The following is a 26,221-nucleotide window of genomic DNA, read 5'->3' on the forward strand; positions in this document are numbered from 1 at the left end:
AGGCTGCATGGCAGAGCTTTCACTCAGCAACATCGTCAAGCGCTTCGGCGGCTTTGAGATCATCCACGGCGCCAATCTGGAGGTTAAAGACGGCGAATTCGTTGTCTTCGTCGGCCCCTCCGGCTGCGGCAAGTCCACGCTGCTCAGGATGATCGCCGGCCTCGAGGACATTACGTCAGGCGAGCTTCAGATTGGCGGCAGGGTCGTCAACGACGTCGAACCGGCCGATCGCGGCATCGCCATGGTCTTCCAGTCCTATGCGCTCTATCCGCACCTGACCGTCGAGGAAAATTTGAGCTTCGGCCTGCGCATGAATGGCAATCCGAAGGCCGACACCGAGCGGCGCGTGCGCCATGTCGCCGAGATCCTGCAGATCACCGAACTCATGAAGCGCCGGCCGAAGCAGCTTTCCGGCGGTCAGCGCCAGCGTGTCGCGATCGGCCGCGCCATCGTCCGTGAACCACAGGTCTTCCTGTTCGACGAACCCTTGTCGAACCTCGATGCGGAACTGCGCGTGCAGATGCGCGTCGAAATATCAAGACTGCACAAGAAGCTCGGCACGACGATGATCTACGTCACCCACGACCAGACGGAAGCGATGACGCTCGCCGACAGGATCGTCGTGCTGCGCGCCGGCAATATCGAGCAGATCGGCGCACCGCTCGACCTATACGACGATCCGGCAAACCAGTTCGTCGCCGGCTTCGTCGGCTCGCCGAAGATGAATTTCCTCAAGGCCGTGGTGGTTGATACGCAGCCGGGCAGGGCGGTGATCGCGCTGGAAAGTGACGCCAATACCCGCTTGAAGCTGCCGGTCGCCGATCCCATCGAAGCCGGCGCTAAAGTGACGCTCGGCATCCGTCCCGAACATTTCGTCGATGCGGGCACGGGCGATGCCGACCTCACCGTCACCATCGACGTCGCCGAACACCTCGGCAATACCAGTTACATCTACGCCACCATAGGCCCCGAGCAACTGATCATCGAGCGGCCGGAATCGCGCGTCGCCGGCAATCGCGAGACGCTGACAGTCGGCCTTCCCGCCAACCGCTCATTCCTTTTCGACGGCGCCGGCAAGCGGCTTCGCTGAACCAAATCCCAGGACAGAAAGACGAAAGAGGATTTTCCATGACTTCAGATCAACCGATCCGCTGGGGCATCATCGGCCCCGGCACCATCGCCCGCACCTTTGCAGACGGCGTCGCCCATTCGCGCACCGGCAGACTGGTGGCGATCGCCACCCGCAATCCGGCAAAGCCGGGCCTTGCCGAAGGTTTCCCCGGCGCCCGCATCGTCGATGGTTACGAGGCGCTGCTCTCCGACAAGGAGGTCGATGCGATCTATATCGCCGTCCCTCACACCGGCCACGCCGAATGGGCGATCAAGGCGGCACGCGCCGGCAAACACATCCTGGTGGAAAAGCCGATCGCGCTCTCGGCCTATGATGCCGAGGCGGTTTACTACGAGGCGAAAAAAGCCGGGGTCTTTGCCGGCGAGGCCTTCATGTACCGCGTGCATCCGCAGACGGAGAAGCTGGTCGAGCTCGTCAAAAGCGGCGTCATCGGCACCGTTCGCATCATCCGCTCGAGCTTCGGCTTCAACATGGGCAGCTATAAGCCCGAACACCGGCTTTTCGCCAACGACACCGCCGGCGGCGGCATTCTCGATGTCGGCGGTTATCCGGTCTCGATGGCCAGACTGATATCAGGCGCCGCGGAGGGCAAGACCTTCCTCGAACCGGAGAAGGTCTCGGGCGTCGCCCATCTCGGAGAGAGCGGCGTCGATGAATGGGCATCTGCCGTGCTCAAGTTCCCGAACGAGATCATCGCCGAAGTCTCCTGCTCGATCATGGCGCAGCAGGACAATGTGCTGCGCATCATCGGCTCCGAGGGCCGGATCGAGGTCCAGGACTTCTGGTTCGCCTCCGGCCACAAGGGCGGCGTCGGCAAGATCGAGATCTTCAAGGGCGGCAGCCGAGAAACCGTCGAGGTCAAGGAAGATCGCTGGCTCTATTCCTTCGAGGCGGACGCGGCGGGTGATGCCATCCACGCCGGCAAGACCGAATTCAGCTCTCCCGGCATGAGCTGGGCGGATTCGATCGGAAACCTGCGTGTACTCGACCAGTGGCGCGCGTCGGTGGGTCTTGAATACGGCGTAGAAAAAGCCAGCAAGCGCACGGCAAACATTGCCGGCGGCACGGTCGCGCGCGGGAACAGCGTTCCGCAGCGTCAGATTCCCGGCATTTCCAAGCCGGCCTCGGTGGTGACACTCGGCTTCGAGTTCTTCCCGAATTTTGCCTCCGCCTCGCTGACGCTCGACGCCTTCTATGAGGCCGGCGGCAACGCCTTCGACACGGCCTATGTCTACGGCGGCGGCAAAACGGAAGCGATCTTCGGCGACTGGCACACGAGCCGCAAGGTGCCGCGCGAGGAGATCGTGCTGATCGGCAAGGGCGCCCACTCGCCGCTCTGCTATCCTGACATGATCGCAAAGCAGCTCGACCAGTCGCTTGCCCGGCTGAAGACCGACTACGTCGACATCTATTTCATGCATCGCGACAATACCGACGTGCCGGTCGGCGAGTTCGTCGATGCCATGGATGCCGAGCTCAAGCGCGGACGCATCCGCGGCATATTCGGCGGCTCGAACTGGACGCGGGCGCGCTTCGACGAGGCGATCGCCTATGCCGGAAAGACCGGCAAGACGGCGCCGGCAGCACTTTCCAACAACTTCTCGCTTGCCGAGATGCTCGATCCGATCTGGGCCGGCTGCGTTGCCGCCTCCGACGACGACTGGAAGAAATGGCTGAACGAGAAGCAGATCCCGAACTTTGCCTGGTCGAGCCAGGGCCGCGGCTTCTTTACCGACCGCGCCGGCCGCGACAAGCGAGACGATGAGGAGATCGTGCGGGTCTGGTATTCCGAGCGCAACTTTGGACGCCGCGACCGGGCCATCGAGCTTGCCAACAAGCTCGGTCGCAATCCGATCCACATCGCGCTCGCCTATGTGATCGCCCAGCCTTTCCCGGTCATTCCGCTGATCGGGCCGCGCACCGTCGCCGAATTGGAAGACAGCCTCTCGGCGCTCGACATCAAGCTGACGCCCGAGCAGGTGAAGTGGCTGGAAGGCTGAAGCAGTGGAGAAATGGCTGCGGCTTGAACCGCAGCCATTTACCTACAAAATGGGCGTAAGGCGACGCGCCGAGCGTTGCGCCACCGTCATACGGTCTTCTCTTTGTCTTCTTCATCATGGTCGTCTACGGACAGCATCTCGACTGGAGCGTATGCATCCTTCTGCCGTGCATCCCTGATTGCCGCAATCTCAACAATGCCGCCTCGTGAGCGAATTGTGAGCACGAGGGGAGGCATACTCACTTTGCGAGTTCCTTCCAGGATCCCCCTTTCGGTCATTTGGGAAACGATGAAAGAAGGTCTCTTTGCCTTTCCAGGCGTTCAACGAGTTTCCTTACGGCGGCTGGGTTAACCTCTGCGAGTTCGGCGATCCTGCTCAAGAACCAGCGTTCTGCACTTTTGGAAAGGCGAACGGGAGGCATCAACCCACCCGCGTACGGCGTCGATATTCGGCGGCATTGACGATTGCCCGAGCCTTCTCGAGCACATCCTCCAGATCGACGCTATCCCCGCGATCCAATTCGTCGAGGCCTTGCGCATCTGCTAGGATTTCGGCCCCTTCAGTTGCAAGGTATTGACTAAGCGCCTTCTGCATTACCCAGGTACGATCACGTTCAAGAATTGCGGCGATACGATCAAACTCCGAAACCAGCGACGTGGGCAGTCTCAGAGAAACTTGAGATTTTTCACTGTTCAGCATGGTTATCGCTCCGTAATACAGTGAATTACACGGTAACCCAAACCCAGGCGAAGTCAATTCCCTTGGCCTTACGACGCCGCGATCAGCTTTAGCGGCATCATGCTCTGGAAAGGACGATGCCGCCCATTCCGCCGATTCCACATTTAAGTAAAGGGCGCGGTTTGAACCGCGCCCTTGCATTTCACTTACGCGGCTCGGAAGCCTTCTTTTTGGCTGCGTCGTCCATCAGCTCATACCACATGGCGTTGAGGACGGCGAAGGCGGCGGCCAGCGGCAGGCCGAGGATCCATGCGAAATACCACATCGTTTCGTCTCCCTCAGTAAGCGTGGCTATTTTTATCGGTGATCGACTTCTCATCGACCTTGCCCCACAGAACCTTGTAGACCCAGGCCGTGTAGGCGAAGATGATCGGCAGGAAGATCACCGTCACGACTAGCATGATGAACAGTGTCATATGGCTGGAGGATGCATCCCAGACCGTCAGGCTCGATCGCGGATCAAGCGAGGAGGGCAGGATGAACGGGAACATCGAGAGGCCGACCGTCGAGATGATCCCGAAGATCGCGAGTTTGCTGAAGAGCAGTGTCATGATCTCGCGCCTCGCCCGCATGGCAATGAAGGCCAGTGCCGCGCCGACGAAGCCGAGGACGGGCGCGATGATCATCCAAGAATGGGCGGTGTAGTTGGTAAGCCACGCGCCTTTCTCCAGCGCCACGGTCTTCAGCAGCGGATTGGAGGGGCCGATCGGGCTGATATCGCTGGTGATGCGATAGCCACCGACGCTGATCCACAGGAAGAGACCGCCGAGTGCGAAAAGCAGAATAACGGCAAGGGCGGCGACGCTGCCATAGCTTCTGGCACGCTCGGCGACCGGGCCACTCGACTTCAACACCAGCCATGCCGCACCATGCATTGTCAGCATGGCTAGGGAAAGCAGGCCGGAGAGCAGCGCATAGGGGTTGAGCAGGGCGAAGAACGAACCTTCGTAGAAGATCCGCATATCGTCGGCAAAGCGGAAGGGAACGCCCTGCAGCACATTGCCAACGGCAACGCCGAAGATCAGCGACGGCACGAAACCGCCGATGAACAGCGCCCAGTCCCAGCCGTTGCGCCAGCGGGCGCTTTCCCGCTTCGAGCGATATTTGAAACCGACCGGACGCAGGATGAGCGCGAAGAGGATCGCGAACATCGCCAGATAGAAGCCCGAGAAGGAGACCGCATAAAGCGGTGGCCAGGCGGCGAAGATGGCGCCGCCGCCGAGGATCAGCCAGACCTGGTTGCCTTCCCAGGTGGCGCCGATGGTGTTGATCGCCACGCGCCGTTCCGTATCCGTCCGGGCGACGAAAGGCAAAAGTGTGCCGACGCCGAGATCGAAGCCGCCGGTCGTCGCAAAAGCGATCAGTAGGACGCCGAGCAACAGCCACCAGATGAGACGCAGGGTTTCATAGTCGATGAGTTCGTGAAGGATCATGGCAGTCACTCCGCGGCCGGGACGAGGGTTTCGGAAATCAGAACTGCTTCCAGCACGTCGTCCGGCTCCGGTCCTTGCTTGATCGCCTTGATCATCAGGCCCATCTCGATGACGATCAGCGTCGTGTAGAGTGCCGCAAAACCGATGATGGTCAGAAGCACGGTGCCGGCGCCGAGGCTGGAGACAGCTGCGGCCGTCGGCAGAACGCCTTCGATCACCCACGGCTGGCGGCCGAATTCGGCGACGACCCAGCCGAGCTCGATGGCGACCCAGGGCAGGGGGATCGCCAGCACGGCAATCTTCAGAAGCAACGGATATTTGTCGAGATGGCGGCGCGCCGACAGCCAGAAAAAGGTGGCGGTCAGCAGGATAAAGAAGATACCCAAGCCAACCATGATGCGGAACGACCAGAAGAGCGTCGGCACGTGTGGGATGGTATCACGCGCCGCCTGAACGATCTGCTCGTCGCTCGCCTGGCGCGGATCGTCGACGTAGCGCTTCAGCAGAAGCGCGTAGCCGAGATCATGGCCGAGATCCTCGAAGGAGCTGCGCACTTCCTGTGCAACCTGATCCTGTACCGGTGCCGAACGGATCTGCATCAACGCGTCGTAAGCCTTGATGCCGTCCCGGATCCTGATTTCGGCCTGTTGTTCGAGCTTGTCGATGCCGGGGATTTCGGTGGTCAGCGACCGCGTGCCGATCAGGCCCATGACCCAGGGTATATGCACGGCAAAATGCGTTTCGCGCGCCTCCTGGTCCGGAAAGCCGAAGGCGGTGAAGGCCGCCGGCGCCGGTTCCGTCTTCCACATGCCCTCGATCGCGGCGAGCTTCATCTTCTGGTTCTCGGTGGCGAGATAGCCGCTCTCGTCGCCAAGCACGACGACGGATAGAGCCGAGGCGAGGCCGAAGGAGGCGGCGACCGTCATCGAGCGCTTGGCAAGCTCGATATGCCGGCCCTTGAGGACATACCAGGCAGAAACACCGAGCACGAAGATCGAGGCGCAGACATAACCCGCCGACACAGTGTGGACGAATTTTGCCTGGGCAACCGGGTTGAAGACCACGTCGAAGAAGCTTGTGATCTCCATGCGCATGGTCTGCGGATTGAGCGCCGATCCCACAGGGTTCTGCATCCAGCCATTGGCGATCAGGATCCAGAGTGCGGAAAAGTTCGATCCGAGCGCCACCGCCCAGGTGGCGACGAGATGCCCGACCTTCGACAGCTTGTCCCAGCCGAAAAAGAATAGGCCGACGAAGGTCGCCTCGAAGAAGAAGGCCATCAGGCCCTCGATCGCCAGCGGCGCGCCGAAGATGTCGCCGACATAATAACTGTAGTAGCTCCAGTTCATGCCGAACTGGAATTCCATGACGATGCCGGTGGCGACGCCGAGCACGAAATTGATGCCGAACAGCGTGCCCCAGAATTTTGTCATCTGCCGCCAGATCTGGCGGCCGGTCATGACATAGACGGTTTCCATGATCGCCAAAAGCACGGACAGGCCGAGCGTCAAGGGCACGAACAGGAAGTGGTAAAGCGCCGTCAGCGCGAATTGGAAGCGCGATAACGCGACGATATCTAGTTCCATTGTCTTTCTCCCACGGTCCCACGGGGTACAGGGCGTTCCTCAGCGCCGACCGGCGCGTGAGGGCATGCAGTCTCGCTCAGTCCGGCCGAAGCCGGTCGAGCGCCTTTTCGAACGCCGCCTCTCCGCGGCGCGAAACTTCTGTGATGCGACCACCTTCGATGATGGCGATACGGTCTGCGATCGCCGCCTCCCGGCGGATATGCGTGGCGATCACCAGCGAGCGGCCCGCCGCCATTGCCGACAGCCGGCTGAGCACGTCGCGGGCGGTGACGCCGTCAAGACCCTCGGTCGGCTCATCGAGCAACCAGAGCGGCGTGTCGCGCAGGAAAAGCCGGGCAAGCGCCAGCCGGCTCGACTGTCCACCGGAAAGACCGAGCCCGCCTTCGCCGAGCCGGGTATCGATCCCCCGCCGCATGGCCTCGATATCGGCAAGCAGGCCGGCGGCGGCGAGCGCTTCGCAAAGACGGGCCTCGTTCGCATCCGGGTTTGCAAGGAGCAGGTTGCCGCGCAGGCTGTCCTCGAAGAGCTCCGTCCGTTGCGTGAGCAGGGTTGCTGTCATCACGGCAACATTTCCTTTCCTTGCCGGCAATTCGCCGGAAAGCAGGGCAAGCAGGCTCGACTTGCCGGCACCGCTGCTGCCGATGACGGCGAGGCGTTCGCCCGGTTGAAGCGCAAGATCGATATCCTCGAGCGCCGGCACGGCGGAGTTTTCATGGAAGGCTGACACCTTCTCCAGCGAAAAAGCGCATCCCGGCAATGGCGCCGGCAATGGTTCGAGTGCCGCCGCGACGGCAAGCCGCGGCGCGATGCGCCTTGCCGCAAGCAGTGTCCGCCCAAGTTCCAGGGCGCCGCGGCGGAGCGCCGCAAAGGGTTCGACTGCCGCAAAGGCGACAAGCAGGCCGAGCGCGGCGACAGGGGCGGTGATCGCCTTCGTTTCCGCAAGCGCTGCGACGGCGAGCAGCGAAGCCGTCAGCAGCAAGGTCGAGACGAGGCCGAAGCCGAATGTCAGGCCGGTCTCGACGCGGTTCAACTGGTCGTCGGCGCGGGCAGAGTAAGCGTCGGCCGCAGCGATGGTACCAGTCTGCGCGGTAAGCCGGCCGGCCATCAGCAGATCGGTCTGGCCGGCGACGAGATCGATCGTCCGCGACCGCAGCGCCTCGATGCCATGGGCGCGTCTGCGAGCATGTTTGCGCGCCACCCGGCCGGCGATCAACGGCAGACCGAGGCCGGCACCGGCGAGAAAAAGGCCGAAACACAGGCCGAACACGGGATGCATCAGCCCCAGCACGAGGCTTGCCGCCAGTGCTGCACCGATCGCCACCGCGGCCGGCACGAGGATGCGCAGGTAGAGGGAATCGAGCGCATCGATATCGGCCGTCAGTCGGAAGAGCAGCCGTGCGGGACGATGGAGCAGGGCGCGGGCAGCACCCGGTTCGGCAAAGCCGCGAAACAGCCTTTCGCGCAGGGCGGCGAGCACGCCAAGCGTTGCGTCATGGGTCGCAAGCCTTTCGCCGTAGCGCGCGGCCGTACGGACGATGGCGAGCAGGCGGATGCCGGCTGACGGCGCAAAGACGTCGAAGGTTATGGCGGCAGCAGCCGAAAGGCCGGCGAGTGCGGTGGCGGTGATGAACCAGCCGGACAGGCCGAGCAGGGCGATGCCGGCGGTCACCGTCGCCGCCGAAAGTGCTGCGCCGAGCAGCAACGCACGCCGGCGCTCGGCAAGGAACAGGCGCAGGATCGGCTTGAGGTCCGCAGCAAATCCGCTCATTCGGCGGCCTCCCTCATAACGATGCCGGCATCGACGCGCATGGTGCGATGCATACGGGCGGCAAGCAGCGGATCGTGGGTCGCAACGATCAAAGTGCGGCCCCTGGCGAGCGAAAGCAGGCTCTCGGTCACCTCGGCGGCGGTGACGGCGTCGAGATGTGCGGTCGGCTCGTCGGCCAGGATGATCCGGAGATGCGGATTGCAGGCGGCACGCGCGATCGCAAGCCGCAACGTCTCGCCGCCGGAAAGCCCGATCCCGCCTTCGCCGAGCGGCCGGTTGCCATAGGCGGCGGCGACTTTTCCAAGCCTGGCGACGTCGAGCGCATCCGTCACGTCGCCGCGCAGGATACCGGGCCTGCCGAGCGCGATATTGCCGGCGATCGTGCCTGCGAAAATATGCGGTCTTTGGCCGATCCATGCCATGCTGGCCCGCAAGGCGTGGGCGCTGTCATCCGCAAGTGCGGTGCCGCCGATGACGATGCCGCCACCGGTACAGGGCGCCAGTCCTGATATGAGCGAAAGAAGCGTCGACTTGCCGGAACCGCTGGCGCCGAGAAGCGCCAGATGTTCGCCGGCCGCGACATCGAGGTTGAAACCGTCGAGGATCAACGGTTCGTCGGCGTTGTAGCGGAAATCGACATTCTCAAGTCGGATGGCCGGCGCTTCGACGACGGCAGATGCTGCTGGCGCAACGTCGGCTGCTCCTTGGACGGACAGCCCGCCGGCAGCGAGGGCGTCCAGGGCCTTCAGCGCCGCTTCGCCGGCCGCCCGATCATGCCAGACGGCCGAGAGTTCACGCAGAGGCTCGAAGAAGGCCGGTGCCAGCAGCAGGATGAACAGTCCCTCGGTCAGGTCGAGCCGGCCTACCCAAGTGCCGAAGCGGATCTCACCGAGCAGGCTGAAGCCGACATAGACGGCAATCATCGCCACGCCGAGTGCGGCGAAAAGCTCGAGCACCGCCGAGGACAGAAAGGCGATTTTCAGCACCGCCATGGTGCGCGCACGCAGCGACTCCGCCTCCGACCGCAGGCGGAGTGCCGTTGCATCGACTGCGTCGAGCGCACGGATGGTCGCCAGTCCGCGCAGCCGATCGAGCAGGAAGCCGTTTAGGCCGCCGGTCGCGACGAGTTGCCTTTCACTGGCCGCCTGGGCACGCCAGCCGATCAGCGCCATGAAGATCGGGATCAGCGGCGCGGCAAACAGCAGAACCAACGCCGCGATCCAGGAGACCGGAAGGATAAAGGCAAGGATGATGAGCGGCACGAGGCTGGCCTTCATCCGTGCCGGCTGGAAACGGGCGAGATAAGGCACGATCAGCTCGGCCTGTTCGCCAACGACACTTGCCGCTTTGCCGGAGGCAGATCGGTCGCGATCGACCGGCGACGACACGGAAATTGCCGCGGCGGCGATCTGCCGCCTGCGGCTGAGTTCAGCGCGGGCGGCTTGAAAAGCCAGGCGGCCGCCAGCCGCATCGAGACAGCTTCTTGCAAATCCGAGGACGAGGATACCGAGGGCGGGCCAGAGAACGTCATGCAATCCGCCGCCATCGGCGATGCGGCCGACCGACACGGCCAGCAATGCCGCCTGCGGGATCCAGACGGCAGCAGCCAGCGCCTGCAGCATTGCCGCTCTGCGCAGCGCACCTTTCGCATCATCGGGGCCGGTGACAGACGAGACCGTATCGCCGTCCGGCACCGGCTCGGCGCCCCGTCCGTCCTTCGCGTCGAAGAAAGCAGTGCTCATGGCGCTAACTCTTGTTCGCAGGATTTGGCCGGCGGCTGCGGCCGAGCGAAACGACGCGGTCCTTGGCCTCCAGAAGCTTGGTCACTTTCGCGCCCAGCGAGAGTAGCGTTGCGAGCCTTTCTGTTTCAAGTTGTTTTACGTCTTCATACCAATGCGTCAGTTGCTCGATCAGCGTGTGCATCTCGCTCATGCGCTGCTGCGCATGCCGCTCGGCGTCGCTGGCCGGCCGCTGCATCAGGATCTCACGCAGAACCGACAGCGTCGGATCGACTTCACGCTTCTTTCGCTCCTCGGCAAGCGTCCTCAATATCTGCCAGACATCATCAGGCGTGGTGAAGAAATCGCGGCGGTCGTCTGGCTTGTGTTTCAGGATGACAAGGTTCCAGGCCTGCAGTTCGCGCAGGCTCATCGAAACATTGGAGCGCGAGATGCCGAGCGACCCGGCGATTTCCTCGGCGCAGACCGGCGCGGGCGAGACGAAGAGCAGGGCATAGATCTGGCCGACCGTGCGGTTGATTCCCCAGCGGGACCCCATTTCGCCGAAGTGGAGAACGAAGGACTGGACGAGAGGCGGAAGGTTCATGGTCGTTTCCGTTGCGTCTGTGATTTCAGAAATTTCTGAAATCACTATACTGACTTTCGCGTCTCACCGGCAATCGGCAAGGCAGGCCTGCGTCAATTTGGATGTCCGTTCGTTGATCGTGGGCTAGATATAGCCGGACGCGACGTGGCTGGATTTGACCTGAGTCAAGTCCACAGCACTTTGCAGCGATGACGCAGAAACGCCCGGCGATGCGTTACGCAAGCCGGGCGTCCTCTCGGATTGAGATGTCTAGGCCGCCGATGCCGCCCAGTTCTTGTTCAGGAATGCTGTCAGGCTCAGATCAAGCCGGCCAGAATGCCGACACCGGCAACAGCAGCAAGACTGCCGGCCGTGCGTGTCACGAAGAGGCCATGACGTTCACCGGCGCGGCCGATGAGATAACTAAGGACGAGGCCGGCGACATGCAGCAGTGCGGTCGCGACCATGAAACCGGCGGCATAGGCGGCACCGGCGGCATTTTCCGGCATTTCGGCGCCATGTGCAAAACCGTGGAAGATGGCGAAGAGGCCGACGATGCCGAGTGCTGCGGCGAGCGGCGCCTTGACGTGGAGCGCAACGACGGCGCCGAGGACGACAACGGAAAGCGCGATGCCGATTTCAACGAAGGGAACGTTGATGCCGGCAACGCCGAGGGCACCACCGAGCGCCATCACCAGAACGAAGGTCGTCGGCACGAGCCAAGTGGCGCGGCTGCCGAGCTGAAATGCGAAAACACCGACCATCACCATGGCGAGAACATGATCAAGGCCAGAGATCGGATGGGCAAAGCCATGGCTGAAGCCGGCAGCTTCGCCGATGGCGGGATGGGCATAGGCGACAGCCGGAAGCGCTGCGGCAGCCAAGGCAAGCAGGCCGCTCTTGAGTGCTGATTTCATTGGCTCATTCCCCTCGTGAGTTTTCGAATATCCTGCGGCCGCCGAACACAGGCACGGTTCCAAGTCGCGCGCATCACGCTAATTCAAAGAATTCACGCCGTCAACGAAAATGCCATGAAATACCGAGCCAATTCAACTGCTTATCTGATAGGCAGATGCCACTTTCGATAGCTTCTCCCGGCGGGCCGCGCCTCAAGATCGAACTGGAAACAACTCTGCACAGAGGCTATCAATCGTCCGGCAAAAACGGCGCAGGCCGCCGCGATGGAGGAGACGCCATGACGAATACCGAACGGCCGCTGGCGATCAGCGCGCCCGAGCCGCGCACTCTCGATCTGATCTTCAGTGACAGCGCACGCGCAGAACTGCAGGCGAAATACGAGATCGTCGAGGCCGACCCCGAGAATATCGCCGGGCTCGGCGACGGCATCCTCGGCAGGGCACGCTACATCATCGGCCAGCCGCCGCTTTCGGCGGAAACGCTGGCCAGAATGCCAGGCTTGCGCTCGATCCTCAATGTCGAAAGCAATCTGCTCAACAACATGCCTTATGAGGTACTCTTCCAGCGCGGTATCCACGTCGTGACGACCGGCCAGGTCTTTGCCGAGCCGGTCGCCGAAATCGGTCTCGGCTTCGCGCTGGCCTTGGCGCGCGGCATCGTCGATGCAGATGTCGCTTTCCGTCAAGGCACGGAACTCTGGGGCGGGGAGGGGAATGCAAATGCGCGGCTGATCGCCGGCTCCGAGATCGGCATCGTCGGCTTCGGCGATCTCGGCAAGGCGCTGCGCCGGGTGCTTTCCGGCTTCAGGGCGCGCATCCGGGTATTCGACCCCTGGCTGCCGCAATCGATCCTCGAAGAAAACGACGTCGAGCCCGCAAGCCTTCAGGAGGTCCTGACAAAGAGCGATTTCATTTTCGTCGCCGCCGCCGTCACCAGTGAAAACAGAGGATTTCTCGGCGCTCAGTCCTTCGCCAGCATGCGCAAGGGCGCGGCCTTTATCCTGCTCAGCCGCGCCGATGTCGTCGACTTCGATGCGCTGATGGCGGCGGTTTCGTCAGGCCATATCGTCGCGGCGAGCGACGTCTACCCCGAGGAACCGCTGCCGCCCAATCATCCGGTGCGGAGCCTGAAAGGTTTCATCCGCTCGGCGCATAGGGCAGGCGCCCTCGACAGCGCCTTCAAGAAAATGGGCGACATGGTGCTTGAAGACATGGACCTGATGGATCGCGGACTGCCGCCGATGCGCTGCAAGCGGGCGGAACGCGAGACGGTCTCCCGCATGCGTTCCAAACCGGTCGCGGTGAATTAAAGACAGAGCATTGGTTTTGAGCGCCGCATCAAGCGGCGCGCTGCTCGGCACCCTGGATCGCCGCAAGCTTCCAATCGGCGCCAGACTTGCGCACGAAGGTCCAAACCTCGGTGCTTTCGCTCGGACGGCGGTCGTCGCCGGAAACCAGGCGGCCGCTGTCGCGTTCGACCATCGCGTCGATCGAGGAATAACGCATGGCGAGCGTCGCATATTCCTGGCCTTCCTCGCGCCAGGCCTCGGCAATATCGCCCTGCAGCAGCTTGACGTCGGAGACACTGTTGCGCACGCCGTTGGTGGCGTTTTCGCCGAGCTCCTCGGCGAGATAGGACATCGCCTCGGGCGTCGTCAGCCGGCGCAAGGTGCCGTAATCTTCGGCACCGTAGGCAGTCTGCACTTGAGTCAGCAATTCCTCGAACTGATCGAGATCAGCCTGCGTCAGCCCGATCTCGTCGCTCGGCCGATTGCCGCGCGACTGCCCGCCGAAACCGCCCCCCGAACCGATCGTCGGGATCTGGAATGACGAATTATTCGTGGGCGACATGTTGTAGGACCGGCTCTGACCGCCACCGACGCCGTAGGAAGGCTGGCGGCGGTTTGCGAAATAACGCATGGCGAGCATGACGGCGCCGCCGATCAATGCGATCTGCAGCAACATACCGAGCAAGCCGAAGCCGCCGCCGAAACCGTGGCCGAGCAGCATGCCGAGAAGGCCACCGGCAATCAGGCCGCCGATCATCGAACGGCCGAAGCCGCCGAAGAAACCGGGGCGCTGAGCGCCGAGGGGCTGCTGAGCGGTAGCAGGTGCCGTTGTCTGCGGACGTGGAGTCATCGACCGTTCGATCGGCGCTGCGGTCCCAGGCGCGGTGCTGGTGACAGGCGGGGCCTGGAAGGTGCGCGTGCCGCGGCTTCCGAAACCGAAGCTGCCGGCGCGGCGGGCCTCGGCATCGTCGAGGGAAGCAAAAACGGTGGCGCTCGTCAGAGCGGCAATGGCCGCGATCTTGGCAAAACGCGAAACGGCACTCGGCATTCCTGATCTCCTGTCATGCGCAATCACGGCATGTCGAGATGTAATATAGGGACTCTTTCCGCCGTGTGAAGCTCTTCGGCGCCATTACTGGCAGACGTCGACCCAGCTGGCGCCGGTCAACTCCGCCAGCCGTCCGGTTTCGATGCGCACGGCCGAGTTTATCGAGCCCGCGGCCGGCACGACTTCATCGAAGCGTTTCAGCGAGATATCGCAATAGATGGGCAACGGCGAGGGCAGGCCGAAGGGGCAGACGCCGCCGACCGGATGGCTGGTGACGGCCACAACCTCTTCGGCATCGAGCATGCGCCCCTTGGCTCCGAAGGTGTCCTTGAACTTGCGATTGTCGAGCCGCGCCGTGCCGCCGGCAACGACCAGCATCATTTGCTCGCCGACACGCAGGCAGATCGTCTTGGCGATCTGGGCCGGCTCGACGCCATGGGCTTCGGCGGCAAGCGCCACCGTCGAGGAGCTCTCGGCGGTTTCGATAATTTCGATATCGGGTGCGTGGGCGCTGAGGAAGGCGCGGACGGATTCAAGGCTCATGACGCGATGCTAGCCCAGGAAATACGCAATTTGAAGCGTAAAAGACGCCTGTCAAAACCGCCGCTTGCAAGTCGTGCAGACATCGTCATAATAATTTTTGCACACGTGCTCAATTTTGTCATTCGGCCGTTACGTTCAACCCCTAGAGCGGGATACGCCACGTTTTCGTGGGGTTTCGGAGCGGTCGTCATCAGCAGTGCTGACCCGTCAAGAGGCCTCACACTGCTCTTCTAGGGAGACGAAGAAGATGACCATTTTGCCGACACTGAAATCGCTCGCCGTCGCGGCCGCCATCCTGGCCTCGACCTCTGCAATTGCACTTGCCAAGGATGTTCACATCAGCGTCTGGGCCGGCGGCACCGGCCCGAACGACGTCTATCGCCTCGACGCCATCGAGATCGCAGCCCAGCAGCTGCAGCGCGAAGCCGCCCTCAAGGGCGAAGAGCTGAAGATCACCGTCGAGAAGAAGCCCTATTCGGCCTGGGAGGACTTCAAGCAGGCGCTGACCCTTGCCGCCGAAGCCAAGACCGCTCCGAATATCGTCGTCAGCGGCCATGAAGACATCGCACCCTGGTCGCAGGCCGGGCTCATCGTTCCGATCGAGGACTATGTCGATCTCGATTCATGGCCGCTCAGCGACATCTATGAAAACCTGTTGCAGATCGCCTCCTACAACGGCACCGTCTACGGTATCCCGCAGGATGCTGAATCCCGTCCGATGTTCTTCTGGAAGCCTTACATGAAGGCGATCGGCTACAGCGACGCCGATCTGGATGCGCTGCCGCAGAGCGTCCAGGACGGCAAGTACACCATGAAGAACCTGCTCGAAGACGCCAAGAAAATGCAAGACAAGGGCCTCGTCCAGGCCGGCTACGGTTTTTATCCGCGCACCAGCAACGGCCCTGATTACTGGCAGTTCTACACCAGCTTCGGCGGCACGATGGAAGAAGGCGGCAAGCTCGTTTTCGACAAGGCCGCGATGACCCGCACCTATCAGTTCTTCGCCGATGCCGTGAAGGCAGGCGTCACCAAGAAGAACCACATCGGCATGCCGGGCGACCAGTGGTGGAAGGAAGTCGCCACCGGCAAGGCCGGCATCTGGGACGGCGGCACCTGGCACTATGCCCGCCTCGTCAACCAGGAAGGCCTGAAGGACTTCTTCGGCAACGTGATCTTCACGCTGATCCCCGCCGGTGAAGGCGGCAAGGCCAACACGCTGACCCATCCGCTCGTCTACCTGCTGACCGCAGGTCATGACCAGGAAGACACCGAGATCGCCGCCCAGCTGGTCAAGATCGCCTCCGAGCCGCGCACCAACGCGCTGCATGCGGTCAAATCCGCCCATCTCGGCATCTCCAAGTCGGAATCCACGGTCGACTTCTACTCGGCTGACCGCTGGACCCGCGAAGCCACCGAGCGCCTGCTGCCGCATGCCAATGCGATGCCAAACAATTCCGATTTCGGCAAATATTGGAACATCATGTGGAAGAACCTCGAAGCGTCCTGGACCGGCGCCAAGACCGTCGATGCCGCGATCGGTGACGCCGAAAGCGAGCTGAAGAGCACGCTCGGCGACAGGATCGTCATCCGTTAGAACAGGATGATCTCAGGCCGGTTCGGCCTGAAATCTGAATCCTGTTCTAAATTAAAGGGTTAGAGCATGATGTCGTCCGAAAGCCGCTCACACATTTCGGCATCATGCTCTGGGATCGAAGCACTCTTCTGGGCGGCGGAAACGCTGCCCGGTCGGTCCGCGAGGAGGCTTCCATGAAATCGTCCAGAACGCTCGGACTGGTGATGATCGCGCCTGCGGCGATCATGATCGTTCTTTTCTTCCTGATGCCGGTCGTTCTGACGGCGGTCTTTTCGATGACCAGCATGACGACGGCGACCGGCATATCCGGCGGTGTCTACCAGATCGCGCCCAACTCCCTGATCGCGCTGAAATCGGCGATACCAGACATTGCCGCCGAAATGGCCGAACCGCGCTACACGATCGACGAGGCGGGCCTCAAAGCCATCGAGGGCCTCGGGCTTACACCGGGGATTGCCGCGGAATTGCGCGCCAAACATGCAGGTGAGGTGTTCACGGCGCGCCGCGACGTCGAGCGCATGATCAAGGATCTCGCCGACCGGCCTTCGACGCGCGACGTCAAACAGATTTCCGAACAGTTCAACCGCTCCGTCCTCAACACCCGCTTCGACAGCAAGGAACAGCTCTTTTCGGCACTGGACAGTCTGGGGTTCAAACTGACACCCGAGCAGAAGGAAACGGTCGCCAAAGCCACTTATACCGGCTGGGTTTGGACGACCGACAATTTCTCGCGCATGACCACGTCACCCGATATGGCGCGCGTCCTCTTGAATACCGTGCTCTACGTCGCGCTGGTGCTGATGCTGTTCAATGTCGGCTATGCGCTGCTGCTGGCCATCTGGACGCATTACATGCCGCCGACGCCAGCCTCGATCTTCCGTGGCATCTGGCTGCTGCCGCGCATCACCCCTGTCGTCATCTACGTGATGCTATGGAAGTGGCTCGCCTGGGACACCGGGTTCATTTCGATCCTGATGGGCAAGTTCGGCTATCCGCCGAAGAACTACCTTCTCGACAACGCCTATAACGCCTGGTTCTTCGTCGTGCTGATCAACGGCTTCATCGGCGCCTCGATGGGCATGCTGGTCTTTTCTTCGGCGATGAAGGCCATTCCGAAGAGCCAGTTCTATGCGAGCGAGGTCGACGGCGCCTCGCGCTGGCAGCAGATCCGCTACATCATCCTGCCGCAGATGCGCTGGCCGATCCTCTTCGTCACCTGCTATCAGACGCTGTCGCTGCTTGCCTCCTTCAATGAAATCCTGCTTGCGACCAATGGCGGACCGGGCAATGCGACCGAGGTCTGGGCGCTGTCGGCCTATCACACTGCGCTGAGGAACTATGCCGGCAACCTCGAATACGGCTTGGGTGCCGCCATGGCCTTGGTGCTCGTCGTCATCGGCGTGGCGATGTCGCTTCTCTATCTGCGCGTCTTCAGCTACGGCACGCTTGTCGCCAAGCCCTTGATCGAGGATTGACCATGGCCGAACGATCGCAGCCCTCGGCAAATTACCGCAGCTGGCCTGTCATAACGGCGCTGACTATCGTCAGCCTGCCACTGCTGCTGATGTATGTCTATCTTTTCCTCGACACCGTGACGGTGAAGCAGGCGGACGCGCTGCTGCCTTCGGGCTTGACGCTCAATCACTGGCGCTTCCTGTGGCAGACGACAGAGGGCAAGGCGAACATCTGGCAGGTGACTGTGAATACGCTGCTCTTTGCTGCCTGCACCACCAGCCTCGTGCTCATCGTCTCGTCGATGGCGGGCTATGTTCTGTCGCGGCTGAACGTCCCGGCACGCGGCTTCTTCCTTGCCGGCGTCATGGTGTTGCATGCCTTTCCGTCGGTGACGCTGATCATCGCCATTTTCATCGTGCTGCAGATGATCGGTCTCTACAATTCGCTGATCGGCGTCATCCTGGTTAAGGCGGCGATCGACCTGCCGCTCGGCATCTGGCTGATGAAGGGCTTCTACGACACGGTGCCGTGGGAAATCGAAATGGCCGGCGTCGTCGACGGCGCCTCGCGCTTCCGGGTCTGGCGCAGCCTCGTGCTGCCGCAGGTCAAGCCCGGGATCATGGCGCTCGGCCTCTTCTCTTTCCTCTCCGGTTGGGGCGAGTTCATCCTGCCGCAGGTGCTGGCGCCTGGTAATCAGGTGCAGGTACTCTCGGTCTATCTCGCCGGCTTCCTCGCCGATGACAACAATTACGACTTCAACATGTTCAAAGCGGTCGGCGTCTTCTACCTCGTTCCGGTGCTGCTCGTTTACGCGCTCTTCAACAAATACCTCATGAACATCTACGGCGGCGGGAGCAAAGGCTGATGCGCATCCTCCTCGACAATTTTTCGAAGAGCTTCGGCTCCACCAAGGTCATCGAGAACATGCGGCTCGAAGTCCGCAACGGCGAGATGCTGGCGCTGCTCGGCCCTTCCGGCTGCGGCAAGTCGACGACGCTGTTTTCCGTCTGCGGCATCCACCGGCCGAGCGGCGGGCGCATCCTCTTCGGCGACCGCGACGTCACCGACCTGCCGAGCCAGGCCCGCAATGTCGGGGTCGTTTTCCAGTCCTATGCGCTCTATCCGCACATGACGGTTACCGAGAACATCGGCTTTCCGCTGAAGGTGAAGGGCATACCGGCCGCCGAAATCCGCAAGGAAGTCGACCGCATCGCCGCCCTCGTTCAGATCGGCAACCTGATGGGCCGCCGGCCAGCCGAGCTTTCCGGCGGCCAACAGCAGCGCGTGGCCCTGGCGCGCGCGCTGATCCGCAAGCCCGATGTGCTGCTGCTCGACGAACCGCTCGCCAATCTCGATGCCAAGCTGCGCCTCGAAATGCGATCGGAAATCCGCCGCCTTCAGCGCGAAACCGGCATCACCGCCATTCTCGTTACCCACGACCAGGTGGAGGCGATGAGCATGTGCGACCGCATCGCCATCATGAAGGAAGGCGAGATCGTTCAGATCGCCACGCCCGCCGAAATGTACAATGATCCGAAGACCGCCTTCGTCGCCGGCTTTCTCGGCAATCCGCCGATCACCTTCCTGCGCGGCGTCGTGGACAAGGGCGCCTTCACAATCCCGCAAAGCGAGATCCGTGTGCCGCTGCCGGATACTGTTGGTGCCGCTGACGGCACCAAGCTGATGCTCGGCGTCCGGCCGGAGCATTTTACGCCATCAGGCGATATCGCCGTGCCGGGCAAGGTCACCTTTGCCGAAACGCAGGGCCGCGAAAACCTCTACGACGTGGCTCTTGCCGGCGGACCGCTGCTGCGCTCGATCCAGCCGGTGCGCAGCGATATCCATGTGGGCGACGACGTCCGCTGGGCGATCGACAGCCGCGGCGTGTTCATCTTCGACGAAAATGGCAGGAGGCTCTGATGACCCGCGATTTCTCGGCATTTTTCGAGCGTTACGGCTGGCCATTGGGCAAGGGCCGGCTTCCCTTCTGCATCGGCCATCGCGGCGCCAGCGGCCATGAACGCGAGAACACGATCGCTGCTTTCCGCCGCGCCGCCGAACTCGGCGCGGAAATGTGGGAGCTCGACACGCAGCTGACCAAGGACGGCGTGGTCGTCGTCTCGCATGACGATCACCTCGAGCGCGTCTTCGGCATCGACCGCCGCATTTCCGAAATGACGGCGGCAGAGCTCGCCGGTCTCGACGGCGTCGACGTGCCGAGTTTTTCGGAGGTGGCCGCGCTCGGCCGCGAGACCGGGACCGGTCTCTATGTCGAACTGAAGGCACCTGGGACCGGCATGCGCTGCTGGCAGCACCTTGCCGAGATGAACCAGCGTTTCGCCTGTCTCGGCTCCTTCGACACGGCACAGGTGCGCGAACTTAGCGACGCGGCCTGCGATTTCCCGCTTTCGGTGCTGATCCGGGTCGGCCACGATCCGCATGCGCTCGGCGACGAGGCCGGCGCCGATATCCTGCATCTATGCTGGGAGAGGGCAGGCGAACGTCCGCAGGATCTGGTGACCGACGCGCTGATGCGCCGCGCCTTCGATGCGGGCCGCGAAATCGTGCTCTGGCACGAGGAACGGCCGGCCATTCTCGATGACCTCATGAAGCTTCCGGTTCTCGGCATCTGCACGGATCTGCCCGATCTGATGCGGCCATCGGCGGTCAAGGAAAAAGCAGTTGGCAGACAAGGATAAGGGACCGCGCAAGGTAACCTCCTTCGACGTGGCGCGCGTGGCCGGCGTCTCGCGCGCTGCCGTGTCGCGCGCCTTTACGCCGGATGCCAGCGTTTCGCCGAAGACGCGCGAAAAGGTCTACCAAGCCGCCAAGGAACTCGGCTACCGGGTGAACTATCTTGCCCGAAGCCTCACCAACAAACGCTCCGATCTCGTCGGCCTCGTCGCCGCTGGCCTCGACAATCCGTTCCGCACGCTGCAGATCGAAAATCTGGCAAGAGTGCTGCTTGCCCGCAATTTCCGCCCCATCCTGCTCCCGACCTCGCCGGAGGCCGATACCTCGACGGTCATCGGCCAGCTGCTGCACTACGCCGTCTCGGGCGTCATCGTCACCTCGGACGCACCGCCGACCGAGATCTGTGAACAATGCGCAGCCGAGGGCGTGCCGATCGTGCTGATCAACAAGGGCAACGACATTCCCTTCGTCGACCGCATCATCTCCGACGACGACATGGCCGGCCAACTCGCCGCCACCCACCTGATCGACAGCGGCGTGCGAAAGCCCGCCGTGATGGCCGCGCCCGCCATATCCTACACGGCGCGGCGGCGTAGCGAGGCGTTCGTCGCACGCTGCAAACAGCTCAGCGTCGAGCCGGAATTTCTGCATATCAAAATCAACGACTACCGAAGCGGCTATGAAGCGGCCGCCGAACTTGCCGCGTCCGGCATCGACGGACTGTTTTGCGCCAACGACTACATGGCCTGCGGCGTCATCGACCGCGTCATGCAGGGCCGCGGCCGTGATGATGCGCCGCCACTCTCCATCATCGGCCATGACGACATTCCTCAGGCGAGCTGGACCGCTTACGATCTCACGACCATCCGCCAACCCTGCGACGTCCAGGCCGAAAAGACGGTCGACCTGCTGATGAGCCGGATGGCTGAGCCGGAGCTGACGGCGCGTGTCGAATTCACGCCTGTGACACTGATCAGAAGAAGGACCGCCTGATGAATGCCGCATTCGATGCCGCCGCCATCCGCGCACGGGCGGAGGTCGCGATTACCGTTGCCCTCGAGGCCGGACGGGAGACTGCCCGGTTCCGGCGCGACTCGAATTTCGGAACGCTTGCCGTCGAAAACAAGGGATTGCAGGATTTCGTCACCATCGCCGACAAGAATGCCGAGCAGGCGATCCGTGACGGACTGCTCTCGCGTTTTCCGGATGATACTTTCATGGGAGAAGAGAGCGGCGGAAGATCGGGCGAGGGCGGCACCTGGGTCGTCGATCCGATCGACGGCACGACCAACTATATCAGGGGCTTCCGGCACTGGGGCGTCTCGATCGCCTTCGTCGCCGGCGGCAAGGTGGAGATCGGCGTGGTCTACGACGCCGCCGGAGACAAAGTGTTTCACGCCGTGCGCGGCGGCGGCGCCTTCAAGGACGGGCTTCCGGTGCATGCGGCTGCGACCGCCGATCCGGCCAATGCGCTTGTCATTCTCGGCCATTCCCGCAAGACGAGCTTCGACGACCATCTCGCGCTCTCGCGACGGCTCCACGAACGCGGTATGGATTATCGCCGCATGGGCGCGGCCGCGATCGACCTCGTTCGCGTCGCCGAGGGGTCTGCCGATCTCTACTACGAACGCCACCTCAATGCCTGGGACATGCTCGCTGGCGCGCTGATCGCCGAAGAGGCCGGCGCGATGGTGGCGATGCCGCCGGTCGACAGGCTGCTTGCGCAGGGCGGGCCTGTCATCGCCCACTCGCCAGGGCTTGCCGGCGAATTCGCGTTCATCCTCGACATTGAGGGGCTATAGATACACCGTCCCAGAGACGCGATCCGCCCGAATGGCGAAACTGCGAGCGCTACCCAACAACGCGATTGCGACCGCTCTTTTTCGCCGCATAGAGATTCTGATCGGCGATAGCCAAAATCTCGTTCGGAGACTTGGCAGACAGGGTACCGGCAACACCTATGCTGATCGTAACGTGCAGCCCGTTGCAGATCTCGGACCAATCCCACTGTTCAATGGCCGAACGCAGCTTTTCGCAGACATCGGCGGCGCCTCGGGGAGCGCCGGCGAGCAGGACGACGAATTCCTCGCCGCCAAAGCGAACTGCCTGATCGGTAATTCGCAACTGGCTGCGCAATATGGCCCCAATGGTACTCAGGACCCGGTCGCCGATCATGTGAGAGAAGTTGTCGTTGATCGACTTGAAGTGGTCGACATCCAGCATCGCGATGGAATGTGGACGCTTCTCAGACGTCAGTTCCTGAAAGCGGCTGTCGAGATATTTGCGGTTATAGAGCCCGGTCAGCGTGTCCAGATAGACGGCACTGGCAAGGATATCGGTTTGCTCCTGCAATTTCTGATAGGAGGCCTCCAGCGTTTCCGCGCGCTTCGTCTCCGTTTCGGCGACTTCCTTAAACCGCCTGGTTTCATAGTAGATTCCGCGAGACGTGCGCGCTGCTGGGTTCTCTCGGCGCTATTGCGCAAATAGGCTTGGTGGTATTTTTTATGTGCCGCCAGCGCCGGATCGAACTGTCCCAGCCCCTCATAGGCCTGCGACAGATAAAGATAGATCTGGATACAGGAATCGAAACTGCCGCCGGCGTCGATCAGCTCCACCGCCTCGAGCAGCGGTGACAGGGCTTCTTCGAATTTTCCGGAATTGTTGTAGATCTGGCCCAAGGTGTAGAGATATTGCTGCCTGTCCCTGACATAGCTGTTTTCTTGGAATAACCGGTAGCGGACCATGCACTGGAGCGCCTCGTCATGCTCGCCCAGGTGGCTGTGGAACTCGGCTTTATTGCCGAGACAGATGCGAGCAGCCCAGCTGTCACCGGTTTCAGTTGCGATGTCGAGCGCCTGTTCGGTCAGTTCCAGCGCTCTCACCAGCATCTGGCGTCCTTGTCCCGGCTGGCCGAGCGCCTCCGCGATATATCCGCCTTCCGAATGAGCGCCGCCGAGATTGATCAGCCACCAGCATTCATAGGTCTTGTTGCCGATCGATCTGGCGAGTTCGACGGACCTCTCGCTCATCAAGATGGCCCGGTCGGGCTGCTTGTTGTACCAGAAGATAATTCCAATCACGTTGGTCGCTAGGCTTTGCGCTTTCGGATCTGCTGTCTTGTCGGCCAGATCAAGCGCGCGCGTCGCTTCTTGGATCGCTTCCTCCGGCAAGCCCAATTCCAAGAGCAACCATCCGAAATACGCCCGGGCACAGGATTCTTGTTTGGGCTCCCCGCTCAATTTCCAGAAGTCTACCGCCCGGCGGACATGCGTCAGTCCAAGTTCGGCTTTGCCGATTTGAAAACAGTACCAGGCAATGTCAGTATCGCATTGAGCGGCGAGCCGATCGTCGCCCCGAGTCTTGGCATCAACCAGAATTTCGCCGGCCAGTGTGAGTGCCTCAAGCGAACGGCCTGTACAGCCAAGATGCCACGCGTCCTGCAAGTTGGAATTTGCTTGTCGAGTAATTGTATCGGCATCAACAACTTGCATTTCGGACACCAACATTTGTCTGCTGGCTATGGATAGCATCAGAAGTTTAAAATGATGCAAACTGCAAAAAACATGCAACAAACCCCAGAAACAGGGTATCGAAACCTCTCACACCTTTCGGCATGATGCAGCAATTCGAAGTGCTGCAGCGTCCTTTGCGCATCTCGAAAAGACGCGCGGTGCTGTAAGCCGGCCGGTTAATCCGCCATGCGGCGGCGCCAGGCACGTTCGGTCCCCGGCGCCTCATCGGTGGTGATCTGATCCGGTTTCAGCGCCATCAGCGCCGAAAAGCTCCGCCATTCTTCTTCGCTGAAACCGGCCTCCGAATCCTTCAGGGTGAAGGTCCAGGCATCGACACGTTTGCCTTCGTCCTGGCAGAGCGCGATCATATCCAGCCCCGCATTGGCGGCATCAAGGATCAGCGGCCAGTGCAGATAGATCGTGTCCGGTTCGGTCGGGCCGCTGAGGTCGGCGCGCAGTTCCGTCTCGACCGCCTTCCAGCCGTTGGCCATCCTGATATCGTAGAGCTTGTTGGTCGGATCGATGCCGCGCAGGAGATGGGGAAGCTTCTCCTTGACCGCGACGATGAGGTCGAGACTGTCGCCACTGACGATCACCGAGGCTGTGATATCGCGGAAATGCGTGGTCAGATGCGCGACGCCCCTGGCGCCGATCGCTTCGTAGTCGTCCTTCATGTCGAATTGCAGCAATGCGGCTGGATGCGCCGATTGCATCATGGCAGCGAGATCCTCGCTGAGGATCAGCGGCCGGTCGCCCTCCTGCATCCTGATATCGCTGAGGTCACTGACGCTCTTTTCCGCGACCGGTCCATGTCCTGTCGTCTCGCCTTCGAGTTCCTTGTCGTGCAGCACGACGAAACCGCCGTCGGCGCGCACGCGCAGATCGAGCTCCATCGAGGCGCCCGCCGCAAAGCCCTCCGCCATCACTTCGGCTGAGAACAGCGGGTCGGAAAACCGCTTGCGCAGGCGGTGCCATTTCAGGCGGGTGCGATGCCCCTCATGCGAAATCTCCAGCCCCTGCGCATCCAGCAATCTCGTCATCTGCACCAAGTCTCCGCGATGCCACATTCCTGCCCTGACGAACCGTGATGATCAAGAGCCGAATACGGTTTTCATCGGCTATAGGCCGAGGATATTGCCTCCGAAGCGGCTGCTATGTCCGAGGGATGCCCGGCCTGCCTGAGGGCCGCGCCATACGCCACGACATTCGAAAGCACCATCTGGAATCCGGCGCGCGGACCAGTGTGGTTCAGCCGCACGAGACGGGCCGGTGCGGTTCCGACGCCTTCGCTCAGCTCGACCCCGAGCTGCCCGGCGGTTGCGATCAGCGCGGCAGGCTCCAGTGTCTGCGGCACTGGTACCGACGTCACCAGGTTCGAAGCCTTTGCTGTCGGTACCCAGGCCGAGGCTCCGAGTGCGGCAAGCCCTGCCCGTGTCGCCGATGCCGCCAGGGCATGGCGGGCGACGACATTCTCCAGGCCTTCAGCCTCGATGCGGTCGAGCGCCGTCTCCAGCGCGAAGAATTCCAGCGGCGCCGGTGTTCCCGGCAGGCTACGCCGGCCGCCGTCGATCCAGCTCTTCAGATCGGCCAAAGACAAGATCGACTCGCGCGGGGCGCCGTCTCTGAGGATCAGATCCCAGGCGCGGCCGCTGACCGAAATTGCGGACACGCCGGCCGGGCCGCCGAGCGCCTTCTGTGGCCCGATCACCGCGATGTCAATGCCGAGATCGTCGACGTCGAGCTGATGGCCGCCGACCGAGGCGACCGCGTCGACGACGGTGACGATGTTGCGAGCTCGGGCAAGCGCCAGTATCTCGGGCAGGGGGTTGAGAATGCCGCTTGCGGATTCGGCATGGACCAGCGCCAGGACATCGATGTGAGCACCGGCGTCGAGCGCGTTTGCAACGGATTCGATCTCAATCGGCAGGCCCGGTTCGGCGACAACATCCTCAACCGTCGCGCCACCCTGGCGCAGCCATTGCCCGAACCAGCCACCATAGGGGCTGGTGATGATGTTGAGCGCTGAAAGGCCGGGGCGCGCAAGGCTGGCCGCCGCCGCCTCCAGCGCCACCACCGCCTCGGCCTGCACCAGCACTATGTCGTTGCGGCTGTGCAAGATACCGCCAATCCTGTCGGCAAGGACGGCGTAGCGCCCGGCGGGATAGGAGGGCACGCCATGCAGGGGATTCCAATCAAGATCGGACATGG

General features: G+C 62.2%; 22 protein-coding genes and 1 pseudogene. 10 read left to right on the forward strand and 13 right to left on the reverse strand.

The genetic code is table 11. The features are described 5' to 3' along the window. Window positions 1-7: 7 nt before the first annotated feature. Window positions 8-1,090, forward strand: coding sequence for an ABC transporter ATP-binding protein (locus HFO71_RS28920; RefSeq protein WP_077979778.1), 1,083 nt, complete (start codon window positions 8-10; stop codon window positions 1,088-1,090). A gap of 38 nt (window positions 1,091-1,128) precedes the next feature. Continuing rightward, on the forward strand, window positions 1,129-3,132 hold the full coding sequence (locus HFO71_RS28925) for an aldo/keto reductase (protein ID WP_131641803.1): 2,004 nt from the start codon (window positions 1,129-1,131) through the stop codon (window positions 3,130-3,132). 420 nt (window positions 3,133-3,552) lie between these two features. Here HFO71_RS28925 and HFO71_RS28930 read toward each other — a convergent pair whose 3' ends face one another. The 8 genes from HFO71_RS28930 to HFO71_RS28965 all read right to left on the reverse strand — a co-directional run bounded on the left by HFO71_RS28930 (window position 3,553) and on the right by HFO71_RS28965 (window position 11,878). Beyond that, the gene (locus HFO71_RS28930; protein ID WP_077979781.1) at window positions 3,553-3,831 is read right to left on the reverse strand and encodes a CopG family ribbon-helix-helix protein; all 279 of its coding nucleotides are present in this window, start codon (window positions 3,829-3,831) and stop codon (window positions 3,553-3,555) included. A 181-nt stretch (window positions 3,832-4,012) separates the two neighbouring features. Next, window positions 4,013-4,135 carry a cytochrome bd-I oxidase subunit CydX gene (gene cydX, locus HFO71_RS28935; protein ID WP_008529896.1) on the reverse strand — a complete coding sequence of 41 codons (123 nt, stop codon included), beginning with the start codon at window positions 4,133-4,135 and terminating at the stop codon, window positions 4,013-4,015. 13 nt (window positions 4,136-4,148) lie between these two features. Further along, complete coding sequence (cydB, locus tag HFO71_RS28940) at window positions 4,149-5,303, reverse strand: cytochrome d ubiquinol oxidase subunit II (RefSeq protein WP_221957872.1); 1,155 nt, start codon at window positions 5,301-5,303, stop codon at window positions 4,149-4,151. 5 nt (window positions 5,304-5,308) lie between these two features. Beyond that, complete coding sequence (locus tag HFO71_RS28945) at window positions 5,309-6,889, reverse strand: cytochrome ubiquinol oxidase subunit I (RefSeq protein WP_221988758.1); 1,581 nt, start codon at window positions 6,887-6,889, stop codon at window positions 5,309-5,311. A 76-nt stretch (window positions 6,890-6,965) separates the two neighbouring features. Continuing rightward, window positions 6,966-8,657, reverse strand: a complete 1,692-nt coding sequence (locus tag HFO71_RS28950; protein ID WP_132614008.1) for an amino acid ABC transporter ATP-binding/permease protein — start codon at window positions 8,655-8,657, stop codon at window positions 6,966-6,968. After that, window positions 8,654-10,399 (reverse strand): thiol reductant ABC exporter subunit CydD, encoded by a 1,746-nt coding sequence (gene cydD, locus HFO71_RS28955; protein ID WP_221988759.1) that lies wholly within the window; start codon window positions 10,397-10,399, stop codon window positions 8,654-8,656. Before cydD ends, HFO71_RS28950 begins: the two co-directional genes overlap by 4 nt. A gap of 4 nt (window positions 10,400-10,403) precedes the next feature. Further along, entirely contained in the window at window positions 10,404-10,982 is a 579-nt protein-coding gene (locus tag HFO71_RS28960) for a GbsR/MarR family transcriptional regulator (RefSeq protein WP_221988760.1), read from the reverse strand. Window positions 10,983-11,278: 296 nt separating this feature from the next. Continuing rightward, the gene (locus tag HFO71_RS28965) at window positions 11,279-11,878 is read right to left on the reverse strand and encodes a HupE/UreJ family protein (protein WP_170269300.1); all 600 of its coding nucleotides are present in this window, start codon (window positions 11,876-11,878) and stop codon (window positions 11,279-11,281) included. Between the two features lie 278 nt (window positions 11,879-12,156). On the opposite strand from HFO71_RS28965, the gene HFO71_RS28970 reads away from it, so the two are divergent. Continuing rightward, window positions 12,157-13,188, forward strand: coding sequence for a hydroxyacid dehydrogenase (locus HFO71_RS28970; RefSeq protein ID WP_168336212.1), 1,032 nt, complete (start codon window positions 12,157-12,159; stop codon window positions 13,186-13,188). 28 nt (window positions 13,189-13,216) lie between these two features. Here HFO71_RS28970 and HFO71_RS28975 read toward each other — a convergent pair whose 3' ends face one another. Both HFO71_RS28975 and HFO71_RS28980 read right to left on the reverse strand, forming a co-directional pair. After that, the gene (locus HFO71_RS28975) at window positions 13,217-14,215 is read right to left on the reverse strand and encodes a Tim44 domain-containing protein (protein ID WP_077979788.1); all 999 of its coding nucleotides are present in this window, start codon (window positions 14,213-14,215) and stop codon (window positions 13,217-13,219) included. A gap of 84 nt (window positions 14,216-14,299) precedes the next feature. Then, window positions 14,300-14,758, reverse strand: coding sequence for a YbaK/EbsC family protein (locus HFO71_RS28980; RefSeq protein WP_221969058.1), 459 nt, complete (start codon window positions 14,756-14,758; stop codon window positions 14,300-14,302). 247 nt (window positions 14,759-15,005) lie between these two features. On the opposite strand from HFO71_RS28980, the gene HFO71_RS28985 reads away from it, so the two are divergent. The 7 genes from HFO71_RS28985 to HFO71_RS29015 all read left to right on the forward strand — a co-directional run bounded on the left by HFO71_RS28985 (window position 15,006) and on the right by HFO71_RS29015 (window position 22,303). Further along, entirely contained in the window at window positions 15,006-16,352 is a 1,347-nt protein-coding gene (locus tag HFO71_RS28985; protein ID WP_221988761.1) for an extracellular solute-binding protein, read from the forward strand. Between the two features lie 173 nt (window positions 16,353-16,525). Further along, window positions 16,526-17,827, forward strand: a complete 1,302-nt coding sequence (locus HFO71_RS28990; protein WP_221986601.1) for a carbohydrate ABC transporter permease — start codon at window positions 16,526-16,528, stop codon at window positions 17,825-17,827. A 2-nt stretch (window positions 17,828-17,829) separates the two neighbouring features. Continuing rightward, window positions 17,830-18,672, forward strand: a complete 843-nt coding sequence (locus HFO71_RS28995; RefSeq protein WP_027667108.1) for a carbohydrate ABC transporter permease — start codon at window positions 17,830-17,832, stop codon at window positions 18,670-18,672. Beyond that, a complete protein-coding gene (locus tag HFO71_RS29000; RefSeq protein WP_221988762.1) occupies window positions 18,672-19,727 on the forward strand; it encodes an ABC transporter ATP-binding protein in 1,056 nt (351 codons plus the stop codon). The genes HFO71_RS28995 and HFO71_RS29000 overlap by 1 nt, the downstream gene beginning before the upstream one ends. Beyond that, complete coding sequence (locus tag HFO71_RS29005) at window positions 19,727-20,506, forward strand: glycerophosphodiester phosphodiesterase (protein ID WP_077979792.1); 780 nt, start codon at window positions 19,727-19,729, stop codon at window positions 20,504-20,506. The genes HFO71_RS29000 and HFO71_RS29005 overlap by 1 nt, the downstream gene beginning before the upstream one ends. Then, entirely contained in the window at window positions 20,490-21,494 is a 1,005-nt protein-coding gene (locus HFO71_RS29010; RefSeq protein ID WP_025398536.1) for a LacI family DNA-binding transcriptional regulator, read from the forward strand. Before HFO71_RS29005 ends, HFO71_RS29010 begins: the two co-directional genes overlap by 17 nt. After that, window positions 21,494-22,303, forward strand: a complete 810-nt coding sequence (locus HFO71_RS29015) for an inositol monophosphatase family protein (RefSeq protein WP_025398537.1) — start codon at window positions 21,494-21,496, stop codon at window positions 22,301-22,303. Before HFO71_RS29010 ends, HFO71_RS29015 begins: the two co-directional genes overlap by 1 nt. Before the next feature lie 49 nt (window positions 22,304-22,352). On the opposite strand, the pseudogene HFO71_RS29020 reads toward HFO71_RS29015, so the two are convergent. From HFO71_RS29020 to HFO71_RS29030, 3 genes and pseudogenes are all read right to left on the reverse strand, one after another. Beyond that, window positions 22,353-24,007 (reverse strand): annotated as a pseudogene (locus HFO71_RS29020) (sensor domain-containing diguanylate cyclase). A 182-nt stretch (window positions 24,008-24,189) separates the two neighbouring features. Then, window positions 24,190-25,053, reverse strand: coding sequence for a glycerophosphodiester phosphodiesterase (locus tag HFO71_RS29025; protein WP_170269305.1), 864 nt, complete (start codon window positions 25,051-25,053; stop codon window positions 24,190-24,192). Between the two features lie 71 nt (window positions 25,054-25,124). Next, complete coding sequence (locus tag HFO71_RS29030) at window positions 25,125-26,219, reverse strand: aminotransferase class V-fold PLP-dependent enzyme (protein ID WP_221988763.1); 1,095 nt, start codon at window positions 26,217-26,219, stop codon at window positions 25,125-25,127. Between the last annotated feature and the right edge of the window lie 2 nt (window positions 26,220-26,221).

Source organism: Rhizobium laguerreae, assembly GCF_019778565.1.
GTDB classification, from domain to species: domain Bacteria; phylum Pseudomonadota; class Alphaproteobacteria; order Rhizobiales; family Rhizobiaceae; genus Rhizobium; species Rhizobium laguerreae.